Source organism: Vibrio sp. V39_P1S14PM300 (genome assembly GCF_009904765.1).
Classification (GTDB): Bacteria; Pseudomonadota; Gammaproteobacteria; order Enterobacterales; family Vibrionaceae; genus Vibrio; species Vibrio proteolyticus.
The window spans coordinates 1-26,640 of sequence record NZ_WXWP01000406.1; the positions used below are offsets into that span (position 1 = coordinate 1).

Sequence of the window (26,640 nt, forward strand, 5' to 3'; positions counted from 1 at the left end):
CCCTCACCCAGCAGCAGTAACCGCTGACCAATCACACTCTTTCGATAAATTTGATTACATACAATCCAAATTAACAACTATCATACCAAATGAATACTGATAAATAACATTTACAATCTATTGCTTTAACTGGATTAAATCGCTAGTCTTTAAAGCATGCGCAGCTGAATATTTCAGACTCCGCAAACACACATCGAACAATTAAGAACAATATTCTGAGTTTTCTTAGGTTAAACAAAACAATAAACCAACCTTAAGCGATATCATGGATGATAAAGCGACCAGGATGCGGCAAGCCAGTCTTCCTTCCTTTCACTTCCTTATATCTGCGAAAACCTAAGAAAAGCTTCATTTCTCAGGAAGTTAAAGGAGTTATCTATGAAGCGAGAACAGTGGGGATCCCGAGCTGGATTTATTCTGGCCGCAGTGGGATCTGCAATTGGTTTGGGGAACATCTGGCGTTTCCCGTATATGGCCTACGAGAATGGTGGCGGTGCATTTTTTATTCCTTACCTTTTTGCCATGATTACCGCAGGTATCCCATTTATGATCCTGGAATTCTCCATGGGTCAGAAGTACCGGGGGTCGGCGCCTGCCACACTGGCACGAATCAACTCAAAATTTGAATGGCTTGGCTGGTTCCAGGTGGGGATCGCGGCAGTGATCGCGGTGTACTACGTAGCGGTGATTGGCTGGGCGATTTCGTACTTTGGCATGTCGTTTACCCAAAGCTGGGGCACCGACACAAACGCCTTCTTCTTCAGTGAGTACCTCGCTCTGGGCGACAACTCACCAACCAATCTAGGCAGTATTCAATGGAAGATCGCGATTGCGATGTTGATTGCCTGGGGAATCACTTACGCAGCCATCGCCGGCGGTGTCAAATCGGGTATTGAGCGAGCATCTAAGATCATGATGCCGATCCTGTTTGTGATGGTTCTGGTACTGATTGCTCGCATGATTTTCCTTCCAGGGGCGCTGGATGGCGTGAACTATATGTTCGAACCTGACTTCAGTAAAATCTGGGACGTAAAAGTATGGGCAGCGGCCTACGGCCAAATCTTCTTTACTCTGAGTATCGGTTTCGCAATCATGTTGGCGTACTCAAGCTACCTGCCTGAGAAGTCGGATATTACCAACAACGCGTTCATGACCGTACTGATCAACTGTGGCTTCTCTATCCTTGCCGGTATTATGATCTTCTCGGTTTTGGGATACATGGCTCAAGAGCAAGGTAAACCGCTCACTGAAGTCGTTTCCGCAGGTGTTGGCCTGGCATTTGTAACTCTGCCGGCCGCCATCAACCTGTTGCCCGCCCCCTACATTCTCGGCCCACTGTTCTTCCTGGCCTTGGTTGTTGCGGGTTTAAGTTCACATATTTCAATCATGGAAGCCGTGACCTCGGCGATCATCGACAAATTGAACTGGAGCCGTAAAAAAGCCGCCTCAGTGGTCGTCGGTGTTGGGGTGGTTATTTCGATGGCCTTCGCCACTAACGGCGGTCTGTTGCTGCTCGACCTGGTTGACCACTTTGCCAACAACGTCGGCATCATGGTTGGTGGATTCGTTGAAATTGCTCTGATGGCTTGGATCATGAATAAAGTGAGCGAAGTGCGGGAGTATGTTAATCAAATCTCTGATTTTGCCATCACTGGCTGGTTCGATATTTGTCTGCGTTTCATTACTCCGGTCATGCTGGCGATCATTCTGGCCACCAAATTGCAAACCCTACTGACAGAAGGTTATGGTGGTTACGACCTGACTCTAGGTTGGGTTATGATTGCCGTCCTGTTGGTTGTCGGTCTGGTGATTAACATTTCAAGCCGCAAGGAGGCACAATAATGACGACTGGTGCAATTATCATGATGGTTCTTGGCCTTGGTATCACCTGGGGCGGCGCGTTTATCTGCATTAAACGAGCGATGGACAAGCAATAAATAACTCCACACAAAGAAAATGCCGGCAAATGCCGGCATTTTTTATGAGTGGCGATCAGAACGTGTATTTCACACCAACGGCCCCGCCCAGCTGCAGTTCTGGTCCTGAGTATAAGTTTAATTCAGGGTGGATCTGACCATACACATCCCAGCCTTTACTCACCTGCCAGTTCAGGCCAAGTGGCACACGCGCCCCGAAGTCATCGTTATCGTCCCAGTCAACGTAACCACCGACACCAACATACCAGGTAAAAGGTACATTCGCATCGAAGCTGCCACGAGTCAGAATGTAATCAAACGCCCCGCCCTCATTACCGACGGTAAAACGATACTGGTTCCCCAGTTCTGCCACGGCGCTCAATCCTTTGTCCATAGCTAAACCTAAAGACAGCTTATCCGGCGTCTGCGCAGTTCCGGCAGCCATGGCCGAAAGCGGGCACAGAGCCACAGCGAGTAAACATGCTTTTTTCATACGAAGAAGCCCTTCTGTAGTGATAAATCGTCACTATTTATAGCTATCTCACTAGCAAGACGTGTCAAACAAACGTAAGAGCCTGGGCAGAATAATGAGTAGCAGGTCAATTTTACTGTGGACGGGATCTGGATAGACAATAACAAAAAGCCCGCTGAGGCAGCGGGCTTTGACAATATCACGCTCTTTTAAGCGCTCGGGTTTCATGCAAGGGCTCGGCATCATAAACATACAACTGAAGACCGGCGTACGCTGCATACATCCCGAGTGTTGCGCAGAAAAGAACGATCTTTTCTTTCTCACGGGACAAATAAGCAGACAAATCCTTTTGTTGTGTCGCCTGACCGCTATCCACTCTCAGCAGATACTTACCCAGCGACTTGCCTATCAGGTTGTAACAGATAGCGCAGTAACCAAGGTATATCGCGATAAAGACCAGCAGCATTCCCAACACCATCAGCAACAAAATCGGCAGTGCAATGTCATCGTTCAACGACAGGCCGGAGGTTTGTTCACTGAAAAGCCCGGAAACCAACAACATCAGAACCGACATCACAACCTGAGTGAACATCTTGGCGATCATCAGGTCGATGATAAAAGCGCCGGTTCGTCTGAATTTGTCACCAATACTCATTACTTGCCAAGTAGCGAGTTGATTTGAGCTTTGTAACCTGCAGCTTCAGCGCCGTAGATTGCCTGAATACCAGTGTCGCCCACTTTCACCAGACCACGAGCTCCCAGCTCTTGAGTCCAGTAATCGTTATCTTTCACTTGGTTAGCATCTTTAACAGAGATACGCAGACGAGTGATACACGCATCAACATCAACGATGTTATCAGCACCGCCCAGAGCTTCGATCATCAGTTTCGCTTTTTCGTTATCGCCCGCACCGCCTTTTGAAGCGTGGTAGTCTTTCTTCGATACTACCGCAACAGCGCTGCCTTTACGGCCAGGTGTTTTCACATCAAACTTCAGGATGTACCAACGGAACACAAAGAAGTAAATGAATGCGTACGCGATACCAACCAGAGGAATGTAGAACCAGTTGTTGTCAACGCCCGTCAGGCCTGGAAGCATACCGAACAACGTAAAGTCAATGAAACCACCACTGAACGTCATACCCACTTTCACGTTCAGGATATCCATCAGCATGAACGACAGACCAGCCAGAGGTACGTGAATCGCGTAGTACAGTGCAGGTGACAGGAACAGGAAGGTAAATTCGATTGGCTCTGTGATACCAGTTAGGAATGCAGTCAGAGCAACAGAGAACAACAGACCACCTGCCGCTTTCTTGTTTTCATCATCCGCCAGTGTGTACATCGCGTAAGCCGCTGCAGGCAGACCGAACATCATGAACGGGAACTTGCCAGTCATGAAGTTAGTTGACGTAAATTGTGAGAAGTCGCCATTTGCCAGAGAGGTAAAGAAGATGTTCTGCGTACCTTTGATCAGTTCGCCTGCGATTTCAGCTGTACCACCGATCTCTGTCTGCCACAATGGCAGGTAGAACACGTGGTGCAGGCCAACAGGGATCAGCGAACGTTCAATGATACCGAAGATCAGCGAGGCAATGTAACCGTGACCAGCAGTTGTCATCTCACCCAGCGCTGCACCGATAGCACCGAATGCCGCACCGAAGAATGGCCAGATAAAGGTCAGAACGATACCGTAGAACAGAGCAGCAAACGCACTGATGATTGGCACAAAGCGTGCGCCACCGAAGAAGCCCAGGTAATCAGGCAGTTTCGCATCGTGGTATTTGTTGTGCAGAACAACAGTAATGGCACCAGCGATCAAACCACCAAATACACCCATACTCAGTGTGTTTGAGATACCCAGAATGTCAGCCAGTACGCCAGGGTATTCGCTGCCCATCAGTACCACAGTGTTAGTATCCAGGTTGATCATGTGCGCAACAACCAGCGTTTTCGCGATTGCAACGTTCATTACCAGGTAAGAGATCAGCGCTGCCAGTGCCGCTGCGCCTTTTTCAGCACGTGCGAAACCGACGGCAATCGCCAAAGCAAACATGACTGGCAAGTTCGCAAATACGATACCACCAGCGGCTGTCATTACTTGTAGGAAGCTGTTTAACAAGCTTCCGTCTTGAAGCACACCGATGTTGTACGCTTCAATCATAGTCGGGTTGGTAAAACTACCGCCGATACCCAGCATGATACCCGCCGCAGGCAGCAGTGCTATGGGTAACATAATGGCTTGTGAAAGTTTACTAAAGAAACCTTTCATACGTTTATGCTCCTGATTAAGTTATTAGAATTGTTGGGTTCTAACGGCACACCCCCGTAGCCTAAATGTTAGCACCCAATGAAAATGTAACCACGTATTGCATTATATTTTCCGGCTCTAAATATATCTTGATGGTCCTCAAACTTTCTAGCCAGTTACGGAAATAAGTTTCAAAGTAATAGACAGATCACAGTCCCTTTTTGCCTCTGCAATGGTTTTCAGATAATATAAATTGATGATTAATAAGAACTTTATTAACAAGACTATTAATTTTAGTGGGTAAATAAAATCGATCGCATTGTTATTTTATGTAACAAAATTACATTTTGAGCTATCTCACCTCTCAGCTTCAACATTTTTAGTAAACAAGCCAAAAGTTAACCAATTCAGTGAGCCCAACTACAAAAAAAGACGCCGAAGCGCCTTTTTTATCACTTTATTTTTTTCTATCGCAAAAAAAGGTTTTTAAAGTTCTGGGTGGTTTTTTCACCGACTTCGTTCAATGATACGCCTTTTAATTGGGCAATATATGCAGCAACTTCCACAACATAAGCGGGCTGGTTCTGCTTGCCCCGATGTGGTACGGGAGCAAGATACGGCGAATCCGTTTCAATCAGTAAACGTTCCAGAGGCAATTGTTTGACCACCTCTTTCAGCTCTGTCGCCTGACGGAACGTTACGATACCGGAAATAGAGATATAGAACCCCAGCTCTATCGCAGCCTGTGCAAACGCCAAGTCTTCAGTAAAACAGTGAATCACGCCACCACAACGCTTAGCCCCGCCCTCACGCAAAATACGCAATGTATCTTCACGCGCATTGCGGGTATGAATAATCAAAGGCTTATTCAGTTCAACGGCCAGATCAACCTGCTGTTGAAACCGGATTTTCTGTAACTCGGCAGTCTCTGGCTGATAATGGTAATCCAGCCCGGTTTCCCCAATCGCCACCACTTTAGGATGACGCGCGTACTCCTGTAACCGTTCAAGCGAAAACTGACTTTCGACATCCAATGGATGGACACCACAAGAAGCGTGAACATAGTCATACGTTTCTATCATCTTGAGCATGGCCGGGAAGGAGTCCAAAGTCACCCCCACCGAAAGAAACTCTTTTACATTAGCTTGCTGTGCTTTCGCCAGCACATCAGCGACATTGTTATGCAGTTCCTGGTAATCCAGTTTGTCGAGATGACAATGCGAATCTACGAACATGCGTCCTCATTCAATTTAATTAACCAATTCATAATCAACAGCTCAGCATTCAGGCCCGAGTGCGTGTCCAGTTGTTCCAGCAACTGACTCAGCGATTGCGTATGCTGATACAACACATTATAACCGACCTGCTGTGCCAGCACCTCACTGCCTGGCGTCGCATGCGACTCCGTCAGGCCAAAGTGACGCTTTTGGGCATCTACAAGTAAAAACCACACCCAGCGCAAACGAATCAACGGCGCCTCTGCTAGCAACTTAGCCAAGGCAAACACATCGAATCCCGGAGTACCAAGTGCCTGACAAAAATGCCGCTCAACCTCCTGGTAGGCCTCAACCCAGCCCTGTTCGACAAATGCCTGAGTAGCCAAAGGCGCGTTATCATTGATATACGCCACGTATTCCGGTACCGGCTGATTCAGGTTGTGTTTTAACCAATCACTGACCTGCTCCGCAGAGGGTGCAGTAAGGTGCCACTGTTGGCAGCGGCTGACAATCGTCGGTAACAAACGGTTCGACTTCGCGGCAACCAGTAGAAACACACATTGTCTTGCTGGGGATTCCAGTGTTTTAAGTAACGCATTGGCCGCTGCTTCGTTCATCGCGTCAGCCGGTTCTACCACAATCAAACGGTAGCCGGACAACTGAGATGATTCCTGAGCAAAGCGATTGCACTGACGGATCTGATCCACGGTGATATTTTTACCGGGCTGCTCAGGCTGGATCCGGTGATAATCCGGATGGCTTTCAGACGCCATCAACTGGCAACTGTGGCAAAACCCGCACGGCTCCGCCTCAAAATTGGAACACATCAGCGCTTTGCTAAAGTGCTCTGTCAACGCCTCAGCACCCAGCCCAGGCGGAGCCACCAACAGCCCCGCGTTACTCAGCCGGCCTGATGTCAGGTTGGCTTTCCACGTTTGCCACATCGGCTCGAGCCAAGGGTAACGCATTTCGCTCATTACTGTTCACCCAACCATTTCAGCAAGGCTTGACGGATATCCTCCGCCACCTGCTCAATACTTTGTTCAGCATTAATAATGACCACACTGTCATCTGCCCGGGCCAGTTCCAGGTAGCGTGCGCGTGTGCGATCAAAAAAGCCGATGTCCATTTTCTCTATCCGGTCAAGCTCTCCGCGACCACGCGCCCGCTCTAACCCCACTCGCGGGTCCAAATCGAGATACAAAGTAAAATCCGGTTTGAAGTCCCCCAATGTGGTCTGCTTCAATGACAGCATCAACTCTGGTGAAATCTGACGTCCACCGCCCTGATACGCCTGGGAAGACATGTCGTGACGATCGCCAACTACCCACTGACCTGCGTCTAGTGCGGGTTTAATCACATTTTCGACCAGTTGAACACGAGCCGCATACAGCAACAGCAACTCGGTCATGTCCTGTAAGACTTCACCTTGATGCTCTTCTTTGATCAGCGCTCGCATTTTCTCGGCCAGACGTGTACCACCCGGTTCGCGAGTTTGAGTGATCTGCGCGATACCTGCCTGATGCAAGGTGTCGATAACTGACTGGATGGCGGTGCTTTTTCCGGCACCTTCCAACCCTTCAATAACGATAAATTTTGGCTCTGTCATTATTTACTTCTTAATTGCTTCAAATACGCCCGAACAGCACGGTTGTGCTCGTTGAGAGTTTTGGAAAATACATGCCCACCGTTCCCGCTGGCCACAAAATAGAGATAGTGACTGTCTTCCGGATTAAGTGCCGCCTGAATCGATGCTTTCCCCGGCATCGCAATCGGTGTCGGCGGCAATCCGAAGATCACATAGGTATTGTAAGGTGTTGGCGTGCGGAGATCTTTTTTACGAATATTGCCGTCATACTTCTCACCCATTCCGTAGATAACGGTGGGATCCGTTTGCAGACGCATCCGCTTATTGAGGCGATTCACAAATACAGCGGCCACCCGCTCTCGTTCGGAGGCAACCGCCGTCTCTTTCTCAATAATTGACGCCAGAATCAATGCTTCATAAGGCGAGTTCAGAGGCAATTTGTCCTGACGTGCTTTCCAGGCGCTATCCAAAACTTTTTCCAGTTTGACGTGCGCGCGGCGCAAAATGTCCAGATCACTGGTACCCGCGGTATAGTGATAAGTTTCCGCCAGGAATAAACCTTCCAGCCTACTTTGTTCGATACCCAGCTTTTCAGCAATCTGGGCTTCACTCAGTTCGCCAGTCTGATGATTAAGCTGAGGTGCACTGGCCAACGCACTGCGCCACTCTGAAAAACGACTGCCTTCGACAAAAGTAATCGAAAACTGATATTCCCGGCCGTTGATCAGCGCCTCCAACGCCTGTTTTAACGTATCACCGGTTTGCAGTTCGAAGGTACCGGCTTTCACGTGCGTCAACTCCGGCTGAAGATGCCGTACCAGACGAGAGACTGGATGACTTTTTATCCAGCCTTTGTTGCTCATGCTGGCCAATACCGTATCCAAACGGCTGCCAGAATGAACCGTAATCAATTGATTGGATTCGATATTCAGTGGCTGGTTGAGAAACTGGTCCACTTGTTTAAACACAAAAAATACAGTACCGGCGGCCAGAACAGCCAATATCGCCAGCAATACAGTGATCTTCTTTAGCACGAGTTAAGACTCTCCTGAAAACGTCGTGTAATCGCGCCGATGGAATAATAATGATGCCCGATCTGCGTGACGGGCGCGACGCCGAGGATCGAGTTGGTCATAAACACTTCCTGTGCCTGTTCAAGGTGCTCTAGGTCAAACTCTCCCATCACCACGTTTAGCTGCAACGACGGCGTCTTCTCAATCACCAAACGACGAACAACCCCAGACACTCCCACAAAGTCTAACGAGGGAGTATAAAGAGTGTTCCCCTTCACCCAAAACAGATTTGCCATGGTGGTTTCCACAACATGGCCGTTGATGTCCAGCGCGACGCCGTCCTGGTAGCCGGCCTGATCCATTTCTGCTTTCAACAGTATCTGCTCAAGCCGGTTGTTGTGCTTGTGCCCGGCCAGCATTGGGTTGACCCCCAAGCGGCGGTCACACACCCCAAGCTGCACGCCGGTATCGGTAAATGCCGCATAGTGTAAGGGGTAAGAGAAATGGCTAATGGTCACATTGGGTGATGTCATGCCTGCCGGGCTATACCCACGTCCGCCACTTCCCCGAGTCACATGCAGCTTCAGTCCAGCCCGTTCATCGTTCAATGCGGCTTCTTGCAACCAAATGTGCACCTGCTCCCAGTCCGGCAGCGGAATATCCAGCAAGTTGAGGCAAGCTTCCATACGCTCAATGTGCAGTGACCAATGTTGGATTTCCCCCCCCACGGTCAGCATGGTGGTGAAACAACCGTCACCGTACTGAAAAGAACGGTCGGTGATAGCAATGACGTTACTCGGTCTTCCGTTTACCCAGAACATTTTGGTACCCCATAAAAACAAACGGCTTAATGCTAAGCATCAAGCCGTTTTAACACAAGTGTGCGGTACGATTCTGTTAAATCTTTTTAAAGATCAAAGAACCGTTGGTACCACCAAAGCCAAATGAGTTACAGATCGCGTACTCCATTTGCACTTCTTTCGCGGTGTGTGGTACTAAATCGATGTCCAGACCGTCTTCTGGATTGTCCAGGTTGATGGTCGGAGGAACGATTTGCTCAACCAGCGACAATACCGTGATGATCGCTTCAACAGATCCTGCAGCACCCAGCAAGTGGCCCGTCATAGACTTGGTTGAAGACACTTTAACCTGTTTTGAACCGGCTTCACCCAGTGCACGCTTAATGCCTTTGATTTCAGCCACATCGCCTGCTGGAGTAGACGTACCGTGAGCGTTCACATAACCGATCTGCTCACCGTTCACACCCGCATCACGCATCGCTGCTTCCATAGCCAGTGCACCACCCGAACCGTCTTCGCTTGGCGATGTCATGTGGTAAGCATCACCTGACATACCAAAACCAACCAGTTCAGCGTAGATTTTTGCACCGCGCGCTTTGGCATGTTCGTACTCTTCCAGTACCATCATGCCTGCGCCGTCACCCAGAACAAAACCATCACGGTCTTTATCCCAAGGACGAGATGCTTTTTGCGGCTCATCATTACGGGTCGACAGCGCTTTCGCAGCACCAAAACCTGCCATACCCAGCGGAGTTGACGCTTTTTCTGCGCCGCCAGCGACCATGGCATCGGCATCACCGTAAGCAATCATGCGTGCCGCATGACCAATGTTATGTAGACCAGTCGTACAGGCAGTTGAGATCGCGATGTTCGGACCGCGCAGACCACGCATGATAGAAAGGTTACCCGCCACCATGTTTACGATGGTCGAAGGAACAAAGAATGGGCTAACTTTACGTGGGCCTTTTTCTACCAATGCAGAGTGACCGGTTTCGATCAGGTCCAGTCCACCGATACCAGAACCAATCGCAACACCTACGCGAGCTGCGTTTTCTTCGGTAACTTGTAAACCTGAATCGTCAAGAGCCTGTATACCAGCGGCGATGCCATACTGAATAAACAGATCCATTTTACGGGCATCTTTTTTGGACATGTACTCTTCGCAGTTAAAGTCTTTAACCAGACCTGCGAAACGAGTTGAGAAATTGGTTGCATCAAAGTGGTCGATATTTACGATGCCACTCTGACCTGCCAGCAGGGCTTTCCAAGATGATTCTACAGTGTTGCCTACCGGTGACAACATACCCATGCCTGTGACAACAACACGACGCTTGGACACGATATTCTTCTCCGGAAATGAAAATGGTTCTATGAGAGGTATAGAAGTGATTAAAAAACACAGGCGGCCAGAGGGCCGCCTGGGAGAGAGATTACTGAGCGTTGCTAGTTACGTAGTCGATAGCAGCTTGAACAGTAGTGATCTTCTCAGCTTCTTCGTCAGGAATTTCAGTGTCGAATTCCTCTTCCAGAGCCATAACCAGCTCTACGGTGTCTAGAGAATCTGCACCCAGATCGTCAACGAAAGAAGCTTCGTTTTTAACTTCTGCTTCGTCTACGCCCAGCTGTTCAACAATGATTTTCTTTACGCGTTCTTCGATGTTGCTCATTTTTCTTTTCCTTTACAGATGTCGCCTAATGCGATGATTCCGTAGTTTATTCGAACTATTGAAAGTTGCAAGGGGGTCCTTGCTGGTCAAACCACAAATTTAGCGAATTTAACCGAAATTCAGTACATTTTTGACTTAAATCATGCACAAATCTTGCGCATGCCTATATCGAACTTTACAGTTTTTTGACCATTTAACCAGCCAAAAGTTGCGAGTTCGAGGATTAAACCATGTACATACCGCCGTTAACGTGCAGGGTTTCGCCCGTAATGTAAGCCGCTTCTGGAGAGGCAAGGAATGCCACTGCTGAAGCAATCTCACGCGGGTCACCCAAACGACCTGCTGGTACTTGTGCTAGTGTAGCAGCACGTTGCTCGTCATTCAGCGCTTTTGTCATGTCAGTTTCTATGAAACCTGGTGCAACTGTGTTCACTGTCACACCACGCGATGCAACTTCACGTGCCATTGACTTCGTAAAGCCAATTACGCCCGCTTTTGCTGCTGCGTAGTTTGTTTGACCAGCGTTACCCATGGTGCCCACGACTGAGCCCACGTTGATGATGCGGCCATTGCGTTTTTTCATCATACCGCGCAGGACGGCTTTAGACAGACGGAAAATAGACGTCAGGTTCGTGTCCATGATGTCGGTCCATTCATCATCTTTCATCCGCATTAGCAAGTTATCACGTGTGATACCGGCATTGTTGATCAGAATGTCGATGCCACCAAACTCATCATTGATGCTTTTCAGTACCGATTCAATCGATTCAACATCAGTCACGTTCAGAGCAAAACCTTTGCCGTTTGCCCCCAGGTATTCACTGATCGCAGCCGCACCATTGTCAGACGTTGCTGTACCGATAACGGTCGCACCGCGCTCAACCAGCAATTCTGCAATAGCACGACCGATACCACGGCTTGCGCCAGTCACCAGAGCAATTTTGCCTTCTAGATTCATCATGTTCGTTTTTCCTATGATCTGTAAATTACTTAGCGGCTTCTAATGAGGCAATATCATTCACTGCCGCGCCGCTGAGTGTCTTCACGATACGTTTCGTCAGACCAGTCAGTACTTTGCCCGGACCAACTTCAAGTAATTTCTCTACGCCCTGTTCACTCATCAGCTGCACACTCTCTGTCCAGCGGACTGGGCTGTATAACTGGCGCACCAGCGCATCTTTGATTTTCGCCGGATCCGTTTCGGCAACAACGTCAACGTTATTAATCACTGGCAATTGAGGGGCGTTAAATTCGATCGCTTCCAAAGCCACCGCCAATTTCTCGGCTGCGGGCTTCATCAATGCACAGTGAGAAGGCACTGAAACCGGCAGAGGTAGCGCGCGTTTGGCGCCCGCTTCTTTGCACAGTACGCCGGCACGTTCAACTGCATCTTTGCTGCCCGCGATCACAACCTGACCTGGCGAGTTGAAGTTCACTGGTGAAACTACTTCACCTTGTGCCGCTTCCTCACACGCTTTTGCGATGGTTTCATCGTCCAGGCCGATGATGGCATACATTGCCCCGGTACCAGCTGGCACGGCTTCTTGCATCAGTTGACCACGCAGTTCAACCAGTTTGATGGCTTGTTTAAAGTCAATCACACCAGCACATACCAACGCAGAGTACTCACCCAGGCTATGACCAGCCAGGTTGGCCGGTTGGCCAAGTTCAAGCTCTTGCCATACACGCCAAATCGCCACCGATGAAGCAAGCAAGGCCGGCTGAGTGCGGAAAGTCTGGTTGAGATCTTCTGCAGGTCCATTTTGAACAAGCGCCCAGAGGTCGTAACCCAGTGCTTCAGATGCTTCTGCAAATGTTTGTTTTACTACGTCATATTGTTCGCCTAGCTCGGCAAGCATACCGACAGCTTGTGAGCCCTGGCCCGGAAATACGATAGCAAACTTGCTCATGTTATTGTCCTTAAAGCAAAGTAAGAAAGAATAAGATGCACCGATGTGCATCTTAAATTTTTGAATTCTTTTAAGGGGTTAGAACTTAACCAGTGCAGAACCCCAGGTAAAACCACCGCCGAACGCTTCCAGCAGCAGAGTCTGACCACGCTGAATCCGGCCGTCCCGGACAGCTTCGTCCAGTGCCGTTGGTACGGTCGCTGCAGACGTATTACCGTGGCGGTCCAAAGTGACCACCACCTGCTCCATCGACATAGCCAACTTCTTCGCGGTGGCGGAAATAATGCGGTAGTTCGCTTGATGGGGCACCAACCAGTCAAGTTCGGTTTTGTGCATCCCATTGGCATCCAGAGTGTCTTTCACCAATTTTGATAACTGAGTGACCGCCACTTTAAAGACTTCGTTGCCGGCCATGTGCAGCCACTTGTCGGCATCTTGACCACGCTCTGGCACTTCCAGACTCAGCAATTCACCGAATCGGCCATCAGCATACACGTGCGTCGACAAAATTCCCGGTTCTTCGCTCGCGCCCACGACAACCGCTCCGGCACCATCACCAAACAGAATGATAGTTGAACGATCGGTAGGATCACAGGTTTTTGATAGCGCATCGGAACCAATCACCAAAACATTCTTGCACATACCCGATTTGATGTGCTGATCCGCCACTGACAGAGCATAGATAAAACCAGAACACGCTGCGGCCAGATCAAATGCCGGGCAGCCTTTGATGCCCAGTTTGGCCTGAACCTGACACGCTGACGATGGGAACGTATGGCTGCCACTGGTGGTGGCAACGATAATCAGGTCAATTGCCTCTTTATCGATACCGGCCATATCAATCGCATTTTCGGCTGCGTAGTAAGCCATGTCTGCGACCGTTTCGTTTTCGGCTGCGATTCTGCGCTCTTTGATACCAGTACGTGTGACGATCCACTCATCGCTAGTATCTACCATTTTCTCTAGATCAGCGTTGGTACGCACCTGAGATGGCAGGTAGCTGCCAGTACCTAAAATTTTGCTATACATGAAGACTAATAATGCCTCTCGAGTAAAACCGCTTCCAAACGATCGCTAATACGGCTGGGTACTTGTCGTTTGACCTCGTGTACTGCTTCGCCAATTGCGTTGACGACAGCGGATACATCAGCACTTCCGTGACTTTTAATGACAATGCCGCGCAATCCTAGCAAACTTGCGCCGTTATACTGGTCGGGGTTCAATGTTTTTAGTTCAGTAAATAGCCCGGAAAACAATTTTCTTGCGATCCAGCCCTTTATAGAAGAGGCCATCATGCTGGCTTTTAACTTTTCTATAAAAAGCTGAGCAGTGCCTTCACACGTTTTCAGGCAGATATTGCCGATAAAACCGTCACATACGATCACATCCGCAACATCGCTAAGCAGTTGGTTACCTTCAATATAGCCAATAAAATTGACCGACTGCGTTTGCGACAACATTTCGGAGCAGCGCTTAACCAAGTCGTTGCCTTTGATTTCTTCGGCACCAATATTAAGAATCGCTACCCGGGGAGGACGCTGGAGGTATTGCTCTGCCAGAGCACTACCCATCACCGCAAACTGAAACAACGAATCCGCGTCACTGGACACATTGGCGCCAAGATCGAGCATCCAGGTTTTGTTGCCCGCGGCCGTCGGCAATGCTGACACCAGCGCAGGTCGTTCAATCCCCGGCAGGAGCTTGAGACGAAAACGGGATAACGCCATCAACGCGCCGGTATTGCCGGCACTGACGCAGGCCGCTGCCTGCCCGTCAGCCACCAGATCGATCGCCGAGCCCATCGAGGTACCGTGACTGTTACGTAACGCTAAAGAAGGTTTGTCTGAATTCGCAATCACTCGGTCACTGTGCACAATGCTGATTCGAGCATCGCCGTCGTAACCTAGGTGAGATAATTGAGATGTGATCGAGTTCCGATCACCTGTGAGGATCACTTTTAGCTCTGGGAAATGCGACAGTGCCTGCACGGCGGCAGGCACTGTGACGCGGGGACCGAAATCCCCGCCCATTGCATCAAGTGCAACGGTTATATTTTGCAAAGGTCAACCTTACTTGTTGATAACCTTTTTGCCACGGTAGTAACCTTCAGCAGTCACGTTGTGACGTAGGTGAGTTTCACCTGAAGTCGCGTCTACAGATAGTGCAGCTGTAGTTAGCGCATCGTGTGAACGACGCATGCCACGCTTAGAACGTGTCTTACGGTTTTTTTGTACGGCCATGGACCCTACTCCTATGTTAATTTCTTAAAGCGTTACTTCTTTAAGTTTTTTAAAACATCGAATGGATTCGGCTTTTCTTCCACAACTTCTTCTGGAAGTTCACCAAACACCAAGTTGTCTGAATCAACGCTACAGTCCGCTTCTTCGTGCATTGCAACCTGGGGTAAACTTAGAATGAACTCGTCTTCAACTAACTGTATAAGGTCGACTTCACCGTACTCGTTCAGATCTACCAAATCGTACTCTTCCGGTGCATCCTCTTCACTTTTCGCACTATAGTAAGGCGTATAAGTGAATTGAACTTCGCACTCATGTGCGAAAACCTCGTTACAGCGTTGACACTCTAAATCGACTTCGATGTTAGCTTTACCAGAGATAACAACGAGTCGCTGTTCATCCAACCCGAATGACAATGACACTTGAGCGTCGCGTTTAACGCCTTCGACCGATTCCTCTAAGCGCTTGAAAAGACTAGCCTGAATGATGCCATTGTAGTCCAATCTTTTCTGAGCCGCTTTCGCCGGATCAACCGTTCGCGGTATTTTTACCTTTTGCATAGGGCGCGAATATTATCTTCCAAAACGTGTTTAGTCAAAGAAAAAGGGGAAAAAGTTGTACTTTTTTTACCTTTCAATAGAGAACTGGATTCAACACAAGTATTCTTTATCAATCAAGCATCAAACCCTGTCGGAATTGTAAAGTAAAATGCCGAAATACCAACTTGTTTTAGCCTCGACCTCCCCTTATCGTCAGCAAATTCTGACTAAACTGGATTTGCCTTTCATCACCGCGTCACCCGATTGCGATGAAACACCATTGGTAAATGAAGCACCTCAGGCACTGGTGGCTCGTCTTGCCGAAGCCAAAGCTCGCTCTTGCCGCCTATCGCGCCCCAGTTTAGTGATCGGCTCAGATCAGGTGTGTGTGATTGACGGTCAGATCGTCGGCAAACCTCATACCCGCGAGAAGGCGATCGCTCAATTAACCCGCCAGAGTGGCAAGACGATCACTTTCTATACCGGGCTGGCATTGCACAACACGCATAGTGGGAACACCGAAGTCGCAGTGGAACCGTTTCATGTTCATTTCCGTTCACTGACTCAACAGCAAATTGAAGCTTATGTAGACAAAGAAATGCCACTGAACTGCGCAGGTAGCTTTAAAAGTGAAGGTTTGGGGATTGCGTTGTTTGACCGGCTCGAAGGACGCGATCCGAACACGCTAATCGGATTGCCGCTGATCACCCTGATCGACATGCTGGAACGGCAACACGTTCCGGTGTTGGGCGAAGGATAACAAGTGGCATCAAAAGCGGCAGCACACACCTGCCGCTTGGTTGTTATTTGCTGTTACGCAGCCCAGCCAGCACTTTTTCAAGTTTTGGCTCCATTGGTGCGTTAATCTCCATTGCTTGTTCGGTTTTCGGATGAACAAAACGGATATTGGCCGCATGCAGGAACAAGCGATCCAGACCGAACTGACCGGTATACGCATCAAAACGGCGATCGCCATAGCGATCATCCCAGGCAATTGGATGCCCGGTATATTGGCTGTGCACCCGGATCTGGTGCGTTCGTCCGGTGATCGGGCTCGCCAGTACTAACGTGGCTTGCGCGAACTGCTCGAGAATCTTAAATCGCGTCTCTGAAGGCTTTCCATTCGGGTTCACCCGGACAATACTGTTAACGTCGTTTTTCAGCAGCGGGGCATTCACCACTTTGCAACTTTTCTTCCACTGCCCCATTACCAGTGCAAAATAATACTTCTGCACGGTTTTCTCACGAAACTGTGCCTGAAGATGGCGCAACGCGGAGCGCTTTTTGGCCACCAGCAAAATGCCTGAGGTGTCGCGGTCAATACGGTGGACCAGCTCCAAAAAACGCGCGTCCGGACGCAGGGCCCTCAGGGCTTCAATCGCACCGAACTTGAGTCCGCTGCCACCATGTACCGCAGTACCCGATGGTTTATTCAGGATCAGCATGTGTTCATCTTCATAAATCACGTGCTGCTCAAGCTCTGCCACCAAGTTGAGTTTGGTGCTCGGCAGATTGTCTTCCTGAGCCGCTTCTAAAGTGACAGGTGGAATTCGTACCACATCCCCGGCTTTCAGCTTATATTCAGCCTTGATACGTTTTTTGTTCACCCGCACTTCACCCTTACGCACGATGCGATAAATCATGCTTTTCGGTAAGTTTTTTAATTGGTTGCGCAGAAAGTTATCGATGCGCTGACCCGCCATGTCGTCGTCAATATCGACCAACTGGACTTTTGTTCTGATTTCGCTCATTTCGCTATTGTATCACTCAAAGATGCTCAATTTCACATTTTCTATGAAATAAAAATTGCGGTTTAGCGGGCGCTTTTATGACGAACAACACGGTCATTGCTGGACTGTGGATAACAAAGCAGCAAACGGTTACGAAATATCGTTTTGTGGTGATAAATACCCAATTAAACAGCAAGTTAAACGTTAGCCTGAGGAGAAAAAGTCGTTTTTTTTCGCCTGTTTATAACAAAGCAGATTGCTGTGTTCACCACGCGCTGCTATAGTTCACAGCTGTGAAAAGTGTTCCGGTTGTATTTTGTACATTAATCGTACACTTTTACTAAGTAATTGAGTAGATAGCTCGATGATGAGGTGCTGCATATGGCGTAAGACACCATCACGTTGAGCTCATCTTGCTGCCCTACTCATCGTCATTCATGCTGAGTATTTACCGCCACTGCGGATCACAGGCTCGCATTTTGAAGCTTGTGATGACTGACGTGCCCGAGAGCATCCCTCCAGCCGGGAGGCTGCACCGATAAAGCCATGGGATCCGGCACCATGAGAACGACTTCAGCGGCAAGAAAAAAATCAAAACGAAGAAAGACATAACGAGATTCACAATGAAAAGAATGTTAATTAACGGAACTCAGAAAGAAGAGTTGCGTGTCGCTTTGGTCGATGGCCAGCGACTGTTCGATTTAGATATCGAAAGTCCGGGTCACGAATCGAAAAAAGCGAATATCTACAAAGGACGTATCACCCGCATCGAACCAAGCCTGGAAGCAGCTTTTGTTGACTACGGTGCAGAGCGACACGGATTCCTCCCACTTAAAGAAATTGCCCGCGAATACTTCCCCGAAGGTTATACCTACCAAGGCCGTCCAAGCATAAAAGAAGTGCTGACAGAAGGTCAGGAAGTGATCGTTCAGGTAGAAAAAGAGGAACGCGGCAGCAAAGGTGCTGCGCTGACCACTTTTATTTCTCTGGCGGGCAGTTATCTGGTTCTGATGCCAAACAACCCTCGTGCTGGTGGGATTTCTCGCCGCATCGAAGGTGATGAGCGCACCGAACTGAAAGCAGCCCTCAGCACGCTTGAAGTCCCTCAGGGTATGGGCCTTATCGTCCGTACTGCCGGGGTTGGCAAAAGTGCCGAAGAGCTCGGGTGGGACTTGAATGTATTGCTTGATTACTGGCAAGCAGTCAAAGGCGTAGCCGACGGTCATCCGGCACCGGTTCTGATTCACCAGGAAACTGATGTTCTGTTCCGGGCGATTCGTGACTATTTACGTCGCGATATCGGTGAAATCCTGATCGACAGCAATACCGTTTTTGAACGTGCGAAAGAGCACATCAAACGCGTTCGCCCTGATTTTGAAAATCGAGTTAAGAAGTACCCTGGTGAAGTACCACTATTCAGTCATTACCAGATCGAAAGTCAAATCGAATCAGCGTTTCAACGCGAAGTACGTCTGCCATCCGGTGGTTCTATCGTTATCGACCCAACCGAAGCACTGACATCGATTGATATCAACTCCGCGCGTGCCACTAAAGGCGGTGATATCGAAGAAACAGCGCTGAATACCAACCTAGAAGCTGCGGATGAAATTGCTCGTCAATTGCGTCTGCGCGACCTGGGCGGCCTGGTGGTGATCGACTTTATCGATATGACCCCTGTCCGCCACCAGCGCGAAGTCGAAAACCGCCTGCGTGATGCCGTTCGTCTGGATCGAGCCCGAGTACAGATCGGTCGAATCTCACGCTTTGGTCTGTTAGAGATGTCACGCCAACGCCTGAGCCCTTCACTGGCAGAAGCCAGTCATCACATTTGTCCGCGTTGTAGCGGTACTGGTGTGGTGCGAGACAATGAATCTCTGGCACTGTCTGTGTTGCGTGAAATCGAAGAAGAAGCGCTGAAAGACAACACGTCTCAGGTTCTGGCTGTGGTACCAGTGCCGATCGCCTCTTACCTGCTCAACGAAAAACGCCGTTCAGTTAACCATATTGAACGTGCTCAGGAAGTAAAAATCACTGTAGTGCCGAATTCCGATATGGAAACGCCTCATTTTGAAGTGGTTCGAATTCGTGAAGGTGAAGAGCAGGATCTGCTGTCTTACCTGATTCCTAAGAGCATGGATGCCCTAAGAGAGGCGGAGTCGAAAGAAACTGGCAACACAGCAGCAAAACCAAAACGTATTGAAGAACCAGTACTGAAAGGGTTTGCTGCGCCAACGCAATCCACGCCAACACCCGCGCCGAAACCAGCACCAGTTGCCGAGAAGAAACCTCAACCAAAAGCGAAAGCGAAGCCGGAAGAGACACAGCAGCCAGGTGTGATCAGTCGTCTGTTTAAAGCACTGGGTAGTTTCCTGTTCGGTTCTTCACAACCAGAAGAAAAACCGGAAGAGAAACAAGAAGAGAAGAAAGACAACCGCAACAATCGTCAGCGTCGTAACCGCAGCGATCAGCGTCGTCGTAATAACCGCGACAACCGAGACAACCGAGACAATCGCGATAGCCGTGATGGTAACCGTGACAATCGTGACAACCGCGATAAGAACAAACGCAAGCCAAAACGTGAAGAGCAGGACAACATCGTCGAAGCGAAACCGGTTCAGGAACGCAAGAAAGACACGCGTAAACCGAAACAGGATCGCCGTAAACAGCGTGATCGCGATGAAGCCAAACCAAACAAACTGGCGGAACAAGGTCAGAAGTTGGCAGCGGATGCGCAAGCCGAGAAAAAAGATCCTCGTTCTGAGCGTGCGGAAGAAAAGGCAGCCAAGGTCAAAGAGCGTCGTCAGCGTCGTAAACTGACCAAGCAGGTACGCGTTAAAGACCAGCAAGAGCAGGCGGAAACGGCTGAAGAAGTGAAACAGGTTCAAGCACAAGCAGTGGCTGAAGTGGCCGAACAAACGACCACGGAAACTGCGGCTGAAGAAGGTGAAGGTAAGCAACGTCGCAACCGTCGTTCTCCACGTCATCTGCGTGCCAGTGGCCAACGTCGTCGTCGTGGTCGTGACCGTCGCCCTAACCCATTCCGCCTGCGCAAAGGTGGGGTTGCCTCTCCAGAGATGGCTATGGGTAAAGTGATGCCACGCTACGATCTGGTGCAAAAACCAAAACGCGATGAGAAAGCGACGCCAAAAGCTGAGTCAATCACAACACCGGCATTGGGTGGCGTTGCCTGCCCAGAAATGGCGATGGGTAAAGTGATCGTCCGCCGAGTGGAAGAGTTCGCCCCAGTAGTCGAAGCGCCAGTTACAGCCAGCGTCGAAGCCGACGTGGCGCCGCAAGCTGCACCGGTCGTTGAAGCCCCGATTGTGGACACTGCGTCAGCCGTACCAAATGAAGCTCCGGCTGACGTTGTTGTAGAAACAGACACGGCCACAGCACCGAAGGTGGCGGCTGTAGAACCAGAAGCGAGTGCTGATAAGGCTCCTGTTGTGACGGCAAAACCTATCGTCAACGAACCTGTCGCCAAGAAAGCAGCGACGGCTCTGGTTAAAGGGCACGCCGCGTCACCAATGGCTAAAGCGCCAGGTACCAGTGAATTGCGCGCCATCGACATTGTCGCTGCGCCACTGCGCAGCGAGCGTTATCAGTCTCGGGGGGCCGGCAGTCAGGCGGCTCGCAACCAGGCTGGTGCCGTAATGACCAAGCCTCAGGTGTAATCACCTCCTCAAAGCCCGCTACACAGCGGGCTTTTTCATTCAATCGGGCCAAACAAAGCGCCGGTTCTCCGGTTATTTATTGAACTCAATCACAGTTTTCGGTAGCATTCCCCGACTCACCGTGCCCGGCTCTGGCCAGCTGCTCTTTTAAGTGTTCACTTTTGCTCAGCGGCAGGAAGCCCTTCACGGTCAACATTCACCAATATGAGCAAAGAACTGAGCAAACATGTTCGAATTCCCACAATTTTCCAAGCACTCTGTCAAAAATGACGTTTTGTCGGGCCTGACTGTCGCGCTGGCACTGGTGCCAGAAGCTGTCGCGTTCGCCTTTGTTGCGGGCGTTGACCCGATGGTTGGTCTGTACGCAGCCTTTATTGTCGGCCTGGTTACCTCTGTTTTCGGTGGTCGTCCAGGCATGATCTCCGGCGCGACCGGAGCGATGGCCGTGGTCATGGTCAGCTTGGTGGCCACACATGGCGTCCAGTATTTGTTTGCCGCCATTCTGTTGGCTGGTGCCTTGCAGATCACCGCAGGTCTGTTCAAACTCGGCAAATTCATTCGCATGGTTCCCCATCCGGTAATGATAGGGTTCGTGAACGGGCTGGCAATCGTGATTTTCCTGGCGCAACTCGGTCAATTTAAAGCTCCGGATCTGAGCGGCGCTCTGACCTGGTTGCCAGGCGACCAAATGATGCTGATGCTCGGCTTGGTTGCACTCACTATGGCAATCATCCATTTCTTGCCAAAACTGACTACAGCGGTACCTTCATCACTGGTGGCCATCGTGTCTGTGACGTTGCTGGTGCAAGGTCTGGGACTGGAGACTCGCACCGTGGTTGACTTCCTACGTACCATGTCTGGCGATGCGGCCGCTACACTGGCTGGCACACTACCAACGTTTGCGTTGCCGAGTGTACCGATGACACTGGAAACGCTGCAAATTATTCTGCCGTACGCCGTGATACTCGCCGCCATTGGTCTGATTGAATCGCTGCTTACTCTGACCGTACTGGACGAAATGACCAACACCCGTGGTCAGTCCAATCGCGAATGCGTTGGTCAGGGTCTGGCAAACGTCACCTGTTCAATGTTTGGTGCTATGGGTGGTTGTGCCATGATTGGCCAATCGATGATCAACGTGAACTCTGGCGGTCGTGGCCGCCTGTCAGGCATTGTTGCCGCCGTTATGTTGCTGGTGTTTATCCTGTTCGCATCGTCATTGATCGAAATGATCCCGCTGGCGGCACTGGTTGGGGTGATGTTCATGGTTGTCATCGGTACGTTTGAATGGGCAACCTTCAAACTGGCACGCCGCGTACCAAAACAGGACTTCTTTGTTATCGTGCTGGTGACCGTCGTGACGGTCATGACTGATCTGGCCGTCGCGGTCGCGGTCGGGGTGATCGCCTCGGCGCTGATGTTTGCCTGGGAACATGCCAAACACATCTACGCCAGCAGTCGCATCAACGACGAAGGCTCTAAAGAGTACCACATCAACGGCCCGATCTTTTTCGGTTCAGCCGCCAACTTCCTGGAGCTGTTTGACGCGCAAAATGATCCACAGGATGTGATTGTCGACTTTGCCAACTCTCGCGTTACCGACCACTCAGCGATTGAAGCGATCGAAACCGTTGCAGAGCGTTACGCTGCTGTAGGTAAAACGCTGCACCTGCGCCATCTGAGTCAGGATTGCCGTGCGCTGCTGCACAAAGCAGGCAGTCTGGTCGAAATTAACGTCAAAGAGGATCCGAGCTATAAAGTCGCCACCGACATATTGGCCGGTTAACCCTCACCACCACGTTAAAAGCCTCCACATCGGAGGCTTTTTTATTTAACTTGCTGATTAGGCGACTCTTTCATAGCATGGTGACTTATTGCTCACTGCGGATAGATAATCATGACATGGATTTTGTTTACGCTGCTGGCTGCTTTTATGCAGTCGTGGCGCAATGCCTTTCAAAGTCGCCTCTCTTCTGACGTTAAAACCACAGGTGTCACTCTGGCACGCTTTCTCTGGGCTGGCCCTATTGCCGCACTGTATCTGCTGGTTCTGTATCAGATCGACCCGACAGCATGGCCGGAGTTCAATCTGCGTTTTAGCGGCTTTATTCTTGGCGCCGCGCTGATGCAAATTATTGCTACCGCGCTGATGGTCACACTATTCAAGTTCAACAACTATGCAGTCGGTGCGGGGCTGGCCAAAAGTGAAGCCCTGGTTGCGGCGATTCTCGGCATGCTGTTTTTCGGTACCCAACTGACCACGCTGGGCTGGCTTGGCGTGCTGATCGGCGGCGTTGGCGTCTTTTTGATGAGTTCTCAAGGTCACTATCGCCACATATCGCTGTCGACGGTACTGATTGGACTTGGCTGTGGCAGTGCGTTTGCATTGACGTCTCTGTGGGTTCGAGAAGCCAGCCTGGCATTAGGGCTGTCTTTTCCACACAGCGCCGCTTGGGTGCTATTGCTGGTGATTTCACTGCAAACGTTTGTGTTACTCGTATATTTATTGATGACCGACCCGCCGACGCTCAAAGTATTGTGGTCAAAACCGCGTCTCACGCTACTCACCAGCGCCTGCAGTTGCATTGGTTCTATTGGCTGGTTCAGCGCGATGTCGTTACAGGCCGTGCCGTATGTAAAAACTCTGGGTCAGGTCGAGGTGTTCTTTACCATGTTGATCTCTATTTTCTGGCTGCGTCAGCGCGTACGAATTCGAGATGGGCTGGGACTGCTCCTGATCGCCTTGGCGGCGATTCTGGTCATGTGGGTATAAAAAAGCCCCGGCCAATCGGCCGGGGCTGAACTTTTCCCGATGTACTGAGATGATTCGCTCTAGCGAAAACCCATCTCAGGCAGCCAATTACGCGTTCGCTTTGGCTTTCTTCGCTTTAGGAGCGGCTTTCGCTGCTTCCTGATCCGCTTTTTTCTTGATAACTGTGGTGCCTTCGAAAGTGTCTCCTTCAACGAACGCTTTACCGTAGTAAGACGCTGTCAGTACATCTTTCAGCTCACTGATCAGTGGGTAGCGTGGGTTTGCACCGGTACATTGGTCATCAAACGCTTCAACCGCCAGCTCATCCAGTTTCGCCAGGAAGTCAGACTCCGCAACACCCGCCGCCTGAATTGACATTGGAATATCCAGATCCACTTTCAGTTCATCCAACCACGCCAGCAGACGCTCAATCTTCTGCGCAGTGCGGTCACCCGCCTGGCTCAGACCCAGATGGTCAGCCACTTCCGCGTAACGACGACGGGCTTGTGGGCGGTCATATTGCGAGAACGCAGTTTGCTTAGTTGGGTTGTCGTTGGCGTTGTAACGAACCACGTTAGAGATCAGCAACGCGTTGGCCAAACCGTGAGGCAGGTGGAACTCAGCGCCGATTTTGTGCGCCATGGAGTGGCACACACCTAGGAACGCGTTGGCAAATGCGATACCAGCAATGGTCGCAGCATTGTGCACTTTCTCACGTGCGATTGGGTCGTTAGCACCGTTCGCGTAACTTGATGGCAGGTACTCTTTAAGCATCTTCAGAGCTTGCAGTGCCTGACCATCTGAGTATTCGTTCGCCAGAACCGACACGTAAGCTTCCAGAGCGTGAGTAACCGCATCGTAACCACCGAAGGCAGTCAGCGACTTAGGCATGTTCATCACCAGGTTAGCGTCAACGATAGCCATGTTCGGAGTCAGTTCGTAGTCCGCCAGTGGGTATTTCGCACCAGTTTTGTCGTCAGTTACTACGGCAAACGGCGTTACTTCTGAACCGGTACCGGAAGTGGTTGTAATACATACCAGCTCCGCTTTCTGACCCATTTTAGGGAACTTGTAGATACGTTTACGGATGTCCATAAAGCGCATCGCCAGTTCTTCGAAGTGGGTCTCTGGGTGTTCGTACATCACCCACATGATTTTCGCTGCGTCCATTGGTGAACCACCACCCAGTGCCAGAATCACATCTGGCTGGAAGCTGCTCATCGCTTCAGCGCCTTTCTTAACCACAGACAGCGTTGGATCCGCTTCTACGTCGAAGAAAGTTTGCACTTCCATACCCTGAGCTTTCAGCAGTTGTACTACATCGTCTGCATAACCGTTGTTGAATAGGAAACGGTCAGTGACCAGGAACGCGCGTTTTTTGCCTTCCAGGTCGCTCAGTGCGATTGGCAGGCTGCCACGACGGAAGTAGATTGACTTAGGTAGTTTGTGCCACAACATGTTTTCAGCTCGTTTCGCTACAGTTTTCTTGTTGATCAGGTGCTTAGGACCTACGTTCTCAGAGATAGAGTTACCACCCCAAGAGCCACAACCCAGAGTCAGAGACGGCGCAACGTTGAAGTTGTACAGGTCACCGATACCACCGTGAGTGGTTGGGATGTTGATCAGAATACGTGCCGTTTTCAGTTTGTCACCAAAGTAACGGATACGGTCTGCGTTGACGTCCTGATTGGTGTAAAGACCAGAGGTGTGACCGATACCGCCGATTTCAACCATGGTCACCGCTTGTGCTACCGCATCTTCAAAATCGTCAGCACGGAACAGACCCAGAGTCGGAGACAGTTTTTCGTGTGCAAATTCATCATCGTACGACACTTTCCCCAGACCTTCACCGACCAGTACTTTCGTGTCTGCAGGCACGTTAACACCCGCCATATCTGCGATTTTCGCTGCTGGCTGACCTACGATCTTCGCGTTCAGCGCGCCGTCAATCAGCAGAACTTTACGTACTTTTTCTGCTTCTGCTTTGCTCAGTACGTAGGCTTTGTGAGAAGCAAAACGCGCCTTCACTTCATCGTAAACCGCGTCAACCACAATAGCGGCTTGTTCAGAAGCACACACTACGCCGTTGTCGAACGTTTTAGACATCAGAATAGACGCAACCGCTCGTTTGATGTCCGCAGTTTCGTCAATCACGACAGGCACGTTACCCGCACCGACACCGATCGCTGGCTTACCTGAAGAGTATGCTGCTTTCACCATGCCAGGACCACCGGTTGCCAGGATCAGCGCGATACCTTCATGTTTCATCAGAGCGTTAGACAGCTCTACAGATGGCTGGTCGATCCAGCCGATGATGTCTTTTGGTGCACCGGCAGCCACAGCGGCGTCCAGAACCAGTTTTGCTGCATCATTGGTTGAATTCTTTGCACGAGGGTGTGGCGAGAAGATGATGCCGTTACGAGTCTTCAGAGAGATCAGAGATTTGAAGATCGCAGTTGATGTTGGGTTAGTGGTTGGTACGATACCGCAGATGATGCCAACCGGCTCTGCGATAGTCATGGTACCCAGGTTATCGTCTTCTTCCAGAACACCACAGGTCTTTTCATCTTTGTATTTGTTGTAGATAAACTCAGAGGCAAAGTGGTTCTTAATCACTTTATCTTCAACAATACCCATGCCAGATTCTTCAACCGCTTGCTGCGCTAAAGGAATACGAGCCTGGTTCGCGGCCAGAGACGCAGCACGGAAGATTTTGTCTACTTGCTCCTGAGAGTAAGTCGCAAATTCTTCTTGCGCTTTTTTCACGCGGGCAACCAGAGCATCAAGTTCAGCCAGATTAGTAACAGGCATAGTGAATCTCCTAAAATTAACAAATATTAAAAACTTTTTAGTAAGGCCGCTGTTGTAAAAGAAT

The 26,640-nt window shown here is 50.0% G+C and carries 24 protein-coding genes; 6 read left to right on the plus strand and 18 right to left on the minus strand.

The window, feature by feature from the left end; translation table 11 throughout:
• Positions 1-378 precede the first annotated feature (378 nt).
• Both CAG65_RS21255 and CAG65_RS21260 read left to right on the plus strand, forming a co-directional pair.
• On the plus strand, positions 379-1,842 hold the full coding sequence (locus CAG65_RS21255) for a sodium-dependent transporter (RefSeq protein ID WP_021704280.1): 1,464 nt from the start codon (positions 379-381) through the stop codon (positions 1,840-1,842).
• Entirely contained in the window at positions 1,842-1,937 is a 96-nt protein-coding gene (locus CAG65_RS21260) for a MetS family NSS transporter small subunit (RefSeq protein WP_156008662.1), read from the plus strand. The genes CAG65_RS21255 and CAG65_RS21260 overlap by 1 nt, the downstream gene beginning before the upstream one ends.
• A 55-nt stretch (positions 1,938-1,992) precedes the next feature.
• On the opposite strand, the gene CAG65_RS21265 is transcribed toward CAG65_RS21260, so the two are convergent.
• The 16 genes from CAG65_RS21265 to yceD all read right to left on the minus strand — a co-directional run bounded on the left by CAG65_RS21265 (position 1,993) and on the right by yceD (position 15,630).
• Complete coding sequence (locus tag CAG65_RS21265; protein ID WP_021704281.1) at positions 1,993-2,409, minus strand: hypothetical protein; 417 nt, start codon at positions 2,407-2,409, stop codon at positions 1,993-1,995.
• Positions 2,410-2,587: 178 nt separating this feature from the next.
• Positions 2,588-3,043, minus strand: coding sequence for an RDD family protein (locus CAG65_RS21270; protein ID WP_021704282.1), 456 nt, complete (start codon positions 3,041-3,043; stop codon positions 2,588-2,590).
• Positions 3,043-4,659, minus strand: coding sequence for a PTS transporter subunit EIIC (locus tag CAG65_RS21275; RefSeq protein WP_021704283.1), 1,617 nt, complete (start codon positions 4,657-4,659; stop codon positions 3,043-3,045). Before CAG65_RS21275 ends, CAG65_RS21270 begins: the two co-directional genes overlap by 1 nt.
• 446 nt (positions 4,660-5,105) lie before the next feature.
• The gene (locus tag CAG65_RS21280) at positions 5,106-5,873 is read right to left on the minus strand and encodes a TatD family hydrolase (protein ID WP_161454904.1); all 768 of its coding nucleotides are present in this window, start codon (positions 5,871-5,873) and stop codon (positions 5,106-5,108) included.
• Complete coding sequence (gene holB, locus CAG65_RS21285; protein ID WP_443098415.1) at positions 5,864-6,823, minus strand: DNA polymerase III subunit delta'; 960 nt, start codon at positions 6,821-6,823, stop codon at positions 5,864-5,866. The genes CAG65_RS21280 and holB overlap by 10 nt, the downstream gene beginning before the upstream one ends.
• An 8-nt stretch (positions 6,824-6,831) precedes the next feature.
• Complete coding sequence (tmk, locus tag CAG65_RS21290) at positions 6,832-7,464, minus strand: dTMP kinase (protein WP_161448418.1); 633 nt, start codon at positions 7,462-7,464, stop codon at positions 6,832-6,834.
• Positions 7,464-8,477, minus strand: a complete 1,014-nt coding sequence (mltG, locus tag CAG65_RS21295) for an endolytic transglycosylase MltG (RefSeq protein ID WP_161448420.1) — start codon at positions 8,475-8,477, stop codon at positions 7,464-7,466. Before mltG ends, tmk begins: the two co-directional genes overlap by 1 nt.
• On the minus strand, positions 8,471-9,277 hold the full coding sequence (pabC, locus tag CAG65_RS21300; RefSeq protein ID WP_161454905.1) for an aminodeoxychorismate lyase: 807 nt from the start codon (positions 9,275-9,277) through the stop codon (positions 8,471-8,473). The genes mltG and pabC overlap by 7 nt, the downstream gene beginning before the upstream one ends.
• A gap of 76 nt (positions 9,278-9,353) precedes the next feature.
• A complete protein-coding gene (gene fabF / locus CAG65_RS21305) occupies positions 9,354-10,595 on the minus strand; it encodes a beta-ketoacyl-ACP synthase II (protein WP_021704289.1) in 1,242 nt (413 codons plus the stop codon).
• Between the two features lie 91 nt (positions 10,596-10,686).
• Positions 10,687-10,923, minus strand: a complete 237-nt coding sequence (acpP, locus tag CAG65_RS21310; RefSeq protein ID WP_021704290.1) for an acyl carrier protein — start codon at positions 10,921-10,923, stop codon at positions 10,687-10,689.
• Positions 10,924-11,146: 223 nt separating this feature from the next.
• On the minus strand, positions 11,147-11,881 hold the full coding sequence (fabG, locus tag CAG65_RS21315) for a 3-oxoacyl-ACP reductase FabG (RefSeq protein ID WP_040902298.1): 735 nt from the start codon (positions 11,879-11,881) through the stop codon (positions 11,147-11,149).
• Positions 11,882-11,909: 28 nt separating this feature from the next.
• Positions 11,910-12,833, minus strand: a complete 924-nt coding sequence (gene fabD, locus CAG65_RS21320; RefSeq protein ID WP_161448424.1) for an ACP S-malonyltransferase — start codon at positions 12,831-12,833, stop codon at positions 11,910-11,912.
• 78 nt (positions 12,834-12,911) lie between these two features.
• On the minus strand, positions 12,912-13,862 hold the full coding sequence (locus CAG65_RS21325; protein WP_161454906.1) for a beta-ketoacyl-ACP synthase III: 951 nt from the start codon (positions 13,860-13,862) through the stop codon (positions 12,912-12,914).
• A gap of 5 nt (positions 13,863-13,867) precedes the next feature.
• Entirely contained in the window at positions 13,868-14,893 is a 1,026-nt protein-coding gene (plsX, locus tag CAG65_RS21330; RefSeq protein ID WP_021704294.1) for a phosphate acyltransferase PlsX, read from the minus strand.
• 9 nt (positions 14,894-14,902) lie between these two features.
• Positions 14,903-15,073 (minus strand): 50S ribosomal protein L32, encoded by a 171-nt coding sequence (gene rpmF / locus CAG65_RS21335; RefSeq protein WP_014232495.1) that lies wholly within the window; start codon positions 15,071-15,073, stop codon positions 14,903-14,905.
• Between the two features lie 32 nt (positions 15,074-15,105).
• A complete protein-coding gene (gene yceD, locus CAG65_RS21340; protein WP_021704295.1) occupies positions 15,106-15,630 on the minus strand; it encodes a 23S rRNA accumulation protein YceD in 525 nt (174 codons plus the stop codon).
• 148 nt (positions 15,631-15,778) lie between these two features.
• On the opposite strand from yceD, the gene CAG65_RS21345 reads away from it, so the two are divergent.
• Positions 15,779-16,369, plus strand: coding sequence for a Maf family protein (locus CAG65_RS21345; RefSeq protein ID WP_161448428.1), 591 nt, complete (start codon positions 15,779-15,781; stop codon positions 16,367-16,369).
• A gap of 43 nt (positions 16,370-16,412) precedes the next feature.
• Here CAG65_RS21345 and rluC read toward each other — a convergent pair whose 3' ends face one another.
• On the minus strand, positions 16,413-17,360 hold the full coding sequence (gene rluC / locus CAG65_RS21350) for a 23S rRNA pseudouridine(955/2504/2580) synthase RluC (protein WP_161454907.1): 948 nt from the start codon (positions 17,358-17,360) through the stop codon (positions 16,413-16,415).
• Between the two features lie 602 nt (positions 17,361-17,962).
• On the opposite strand from rluC, the gene rne reads away from it, so the two are divergent.
• From rne to CAG65_RS21365, 3 genes are all read left to right on the plus strand, one after another.
• Positions 17,963-21,013, plus strand: coding sequence for a ribonuclease E (gene rne, locus CAG65_RS21355; protein WP_161454908.1), 3,051 nt, complete (start codon positions 17,963-17,965; stop codon positions 21,011-21,013).
• 226 nt (positions 21,014-21,239) lie between these two features.
• A complete protein-coding gene (locus CAG65_RS21360; protein ID WP_161448432.1) occupies positions 21,240-22,799 on the plus strand; it encodes a SulP family inorganic anion transporter in 1,560 nt (519 codons plus the stop codon).
• 111 nt (positions 22,800-22,910) lie between these two features.
• Positions 22,911-23,786 (plus strand): DMT family transporter, encoded by an 876-nt coding sequence (locus CAG65_RS21365; RefSeq protein ID WP_161454909.1) that lies wholly within the window; start codon positions 22,911-22,913, stop codon positions 23,784-23,786.
• An 87-nt stretch (positions 23,787-23,873) separates the two neighbouring features.
• Here CAG65_RS21365 and adhE read toward each other — a convergent pair whose 3' ends face one another.
• Complete coding sequence (gene adhE / locus CAG65_RS21370; protein ID WP_021704301.1) at positions 23,874-26,576, minus strand: bifunctional acetaldehyde-CoA/alcohol dehydrogenase; 2,703 nt, start codon at positions 26,574-26,576, stop codon at positions 23,874-23,876.
• Between the last annotated feature and the right edge of the window lie 64 nt (positions 26,577-26,640).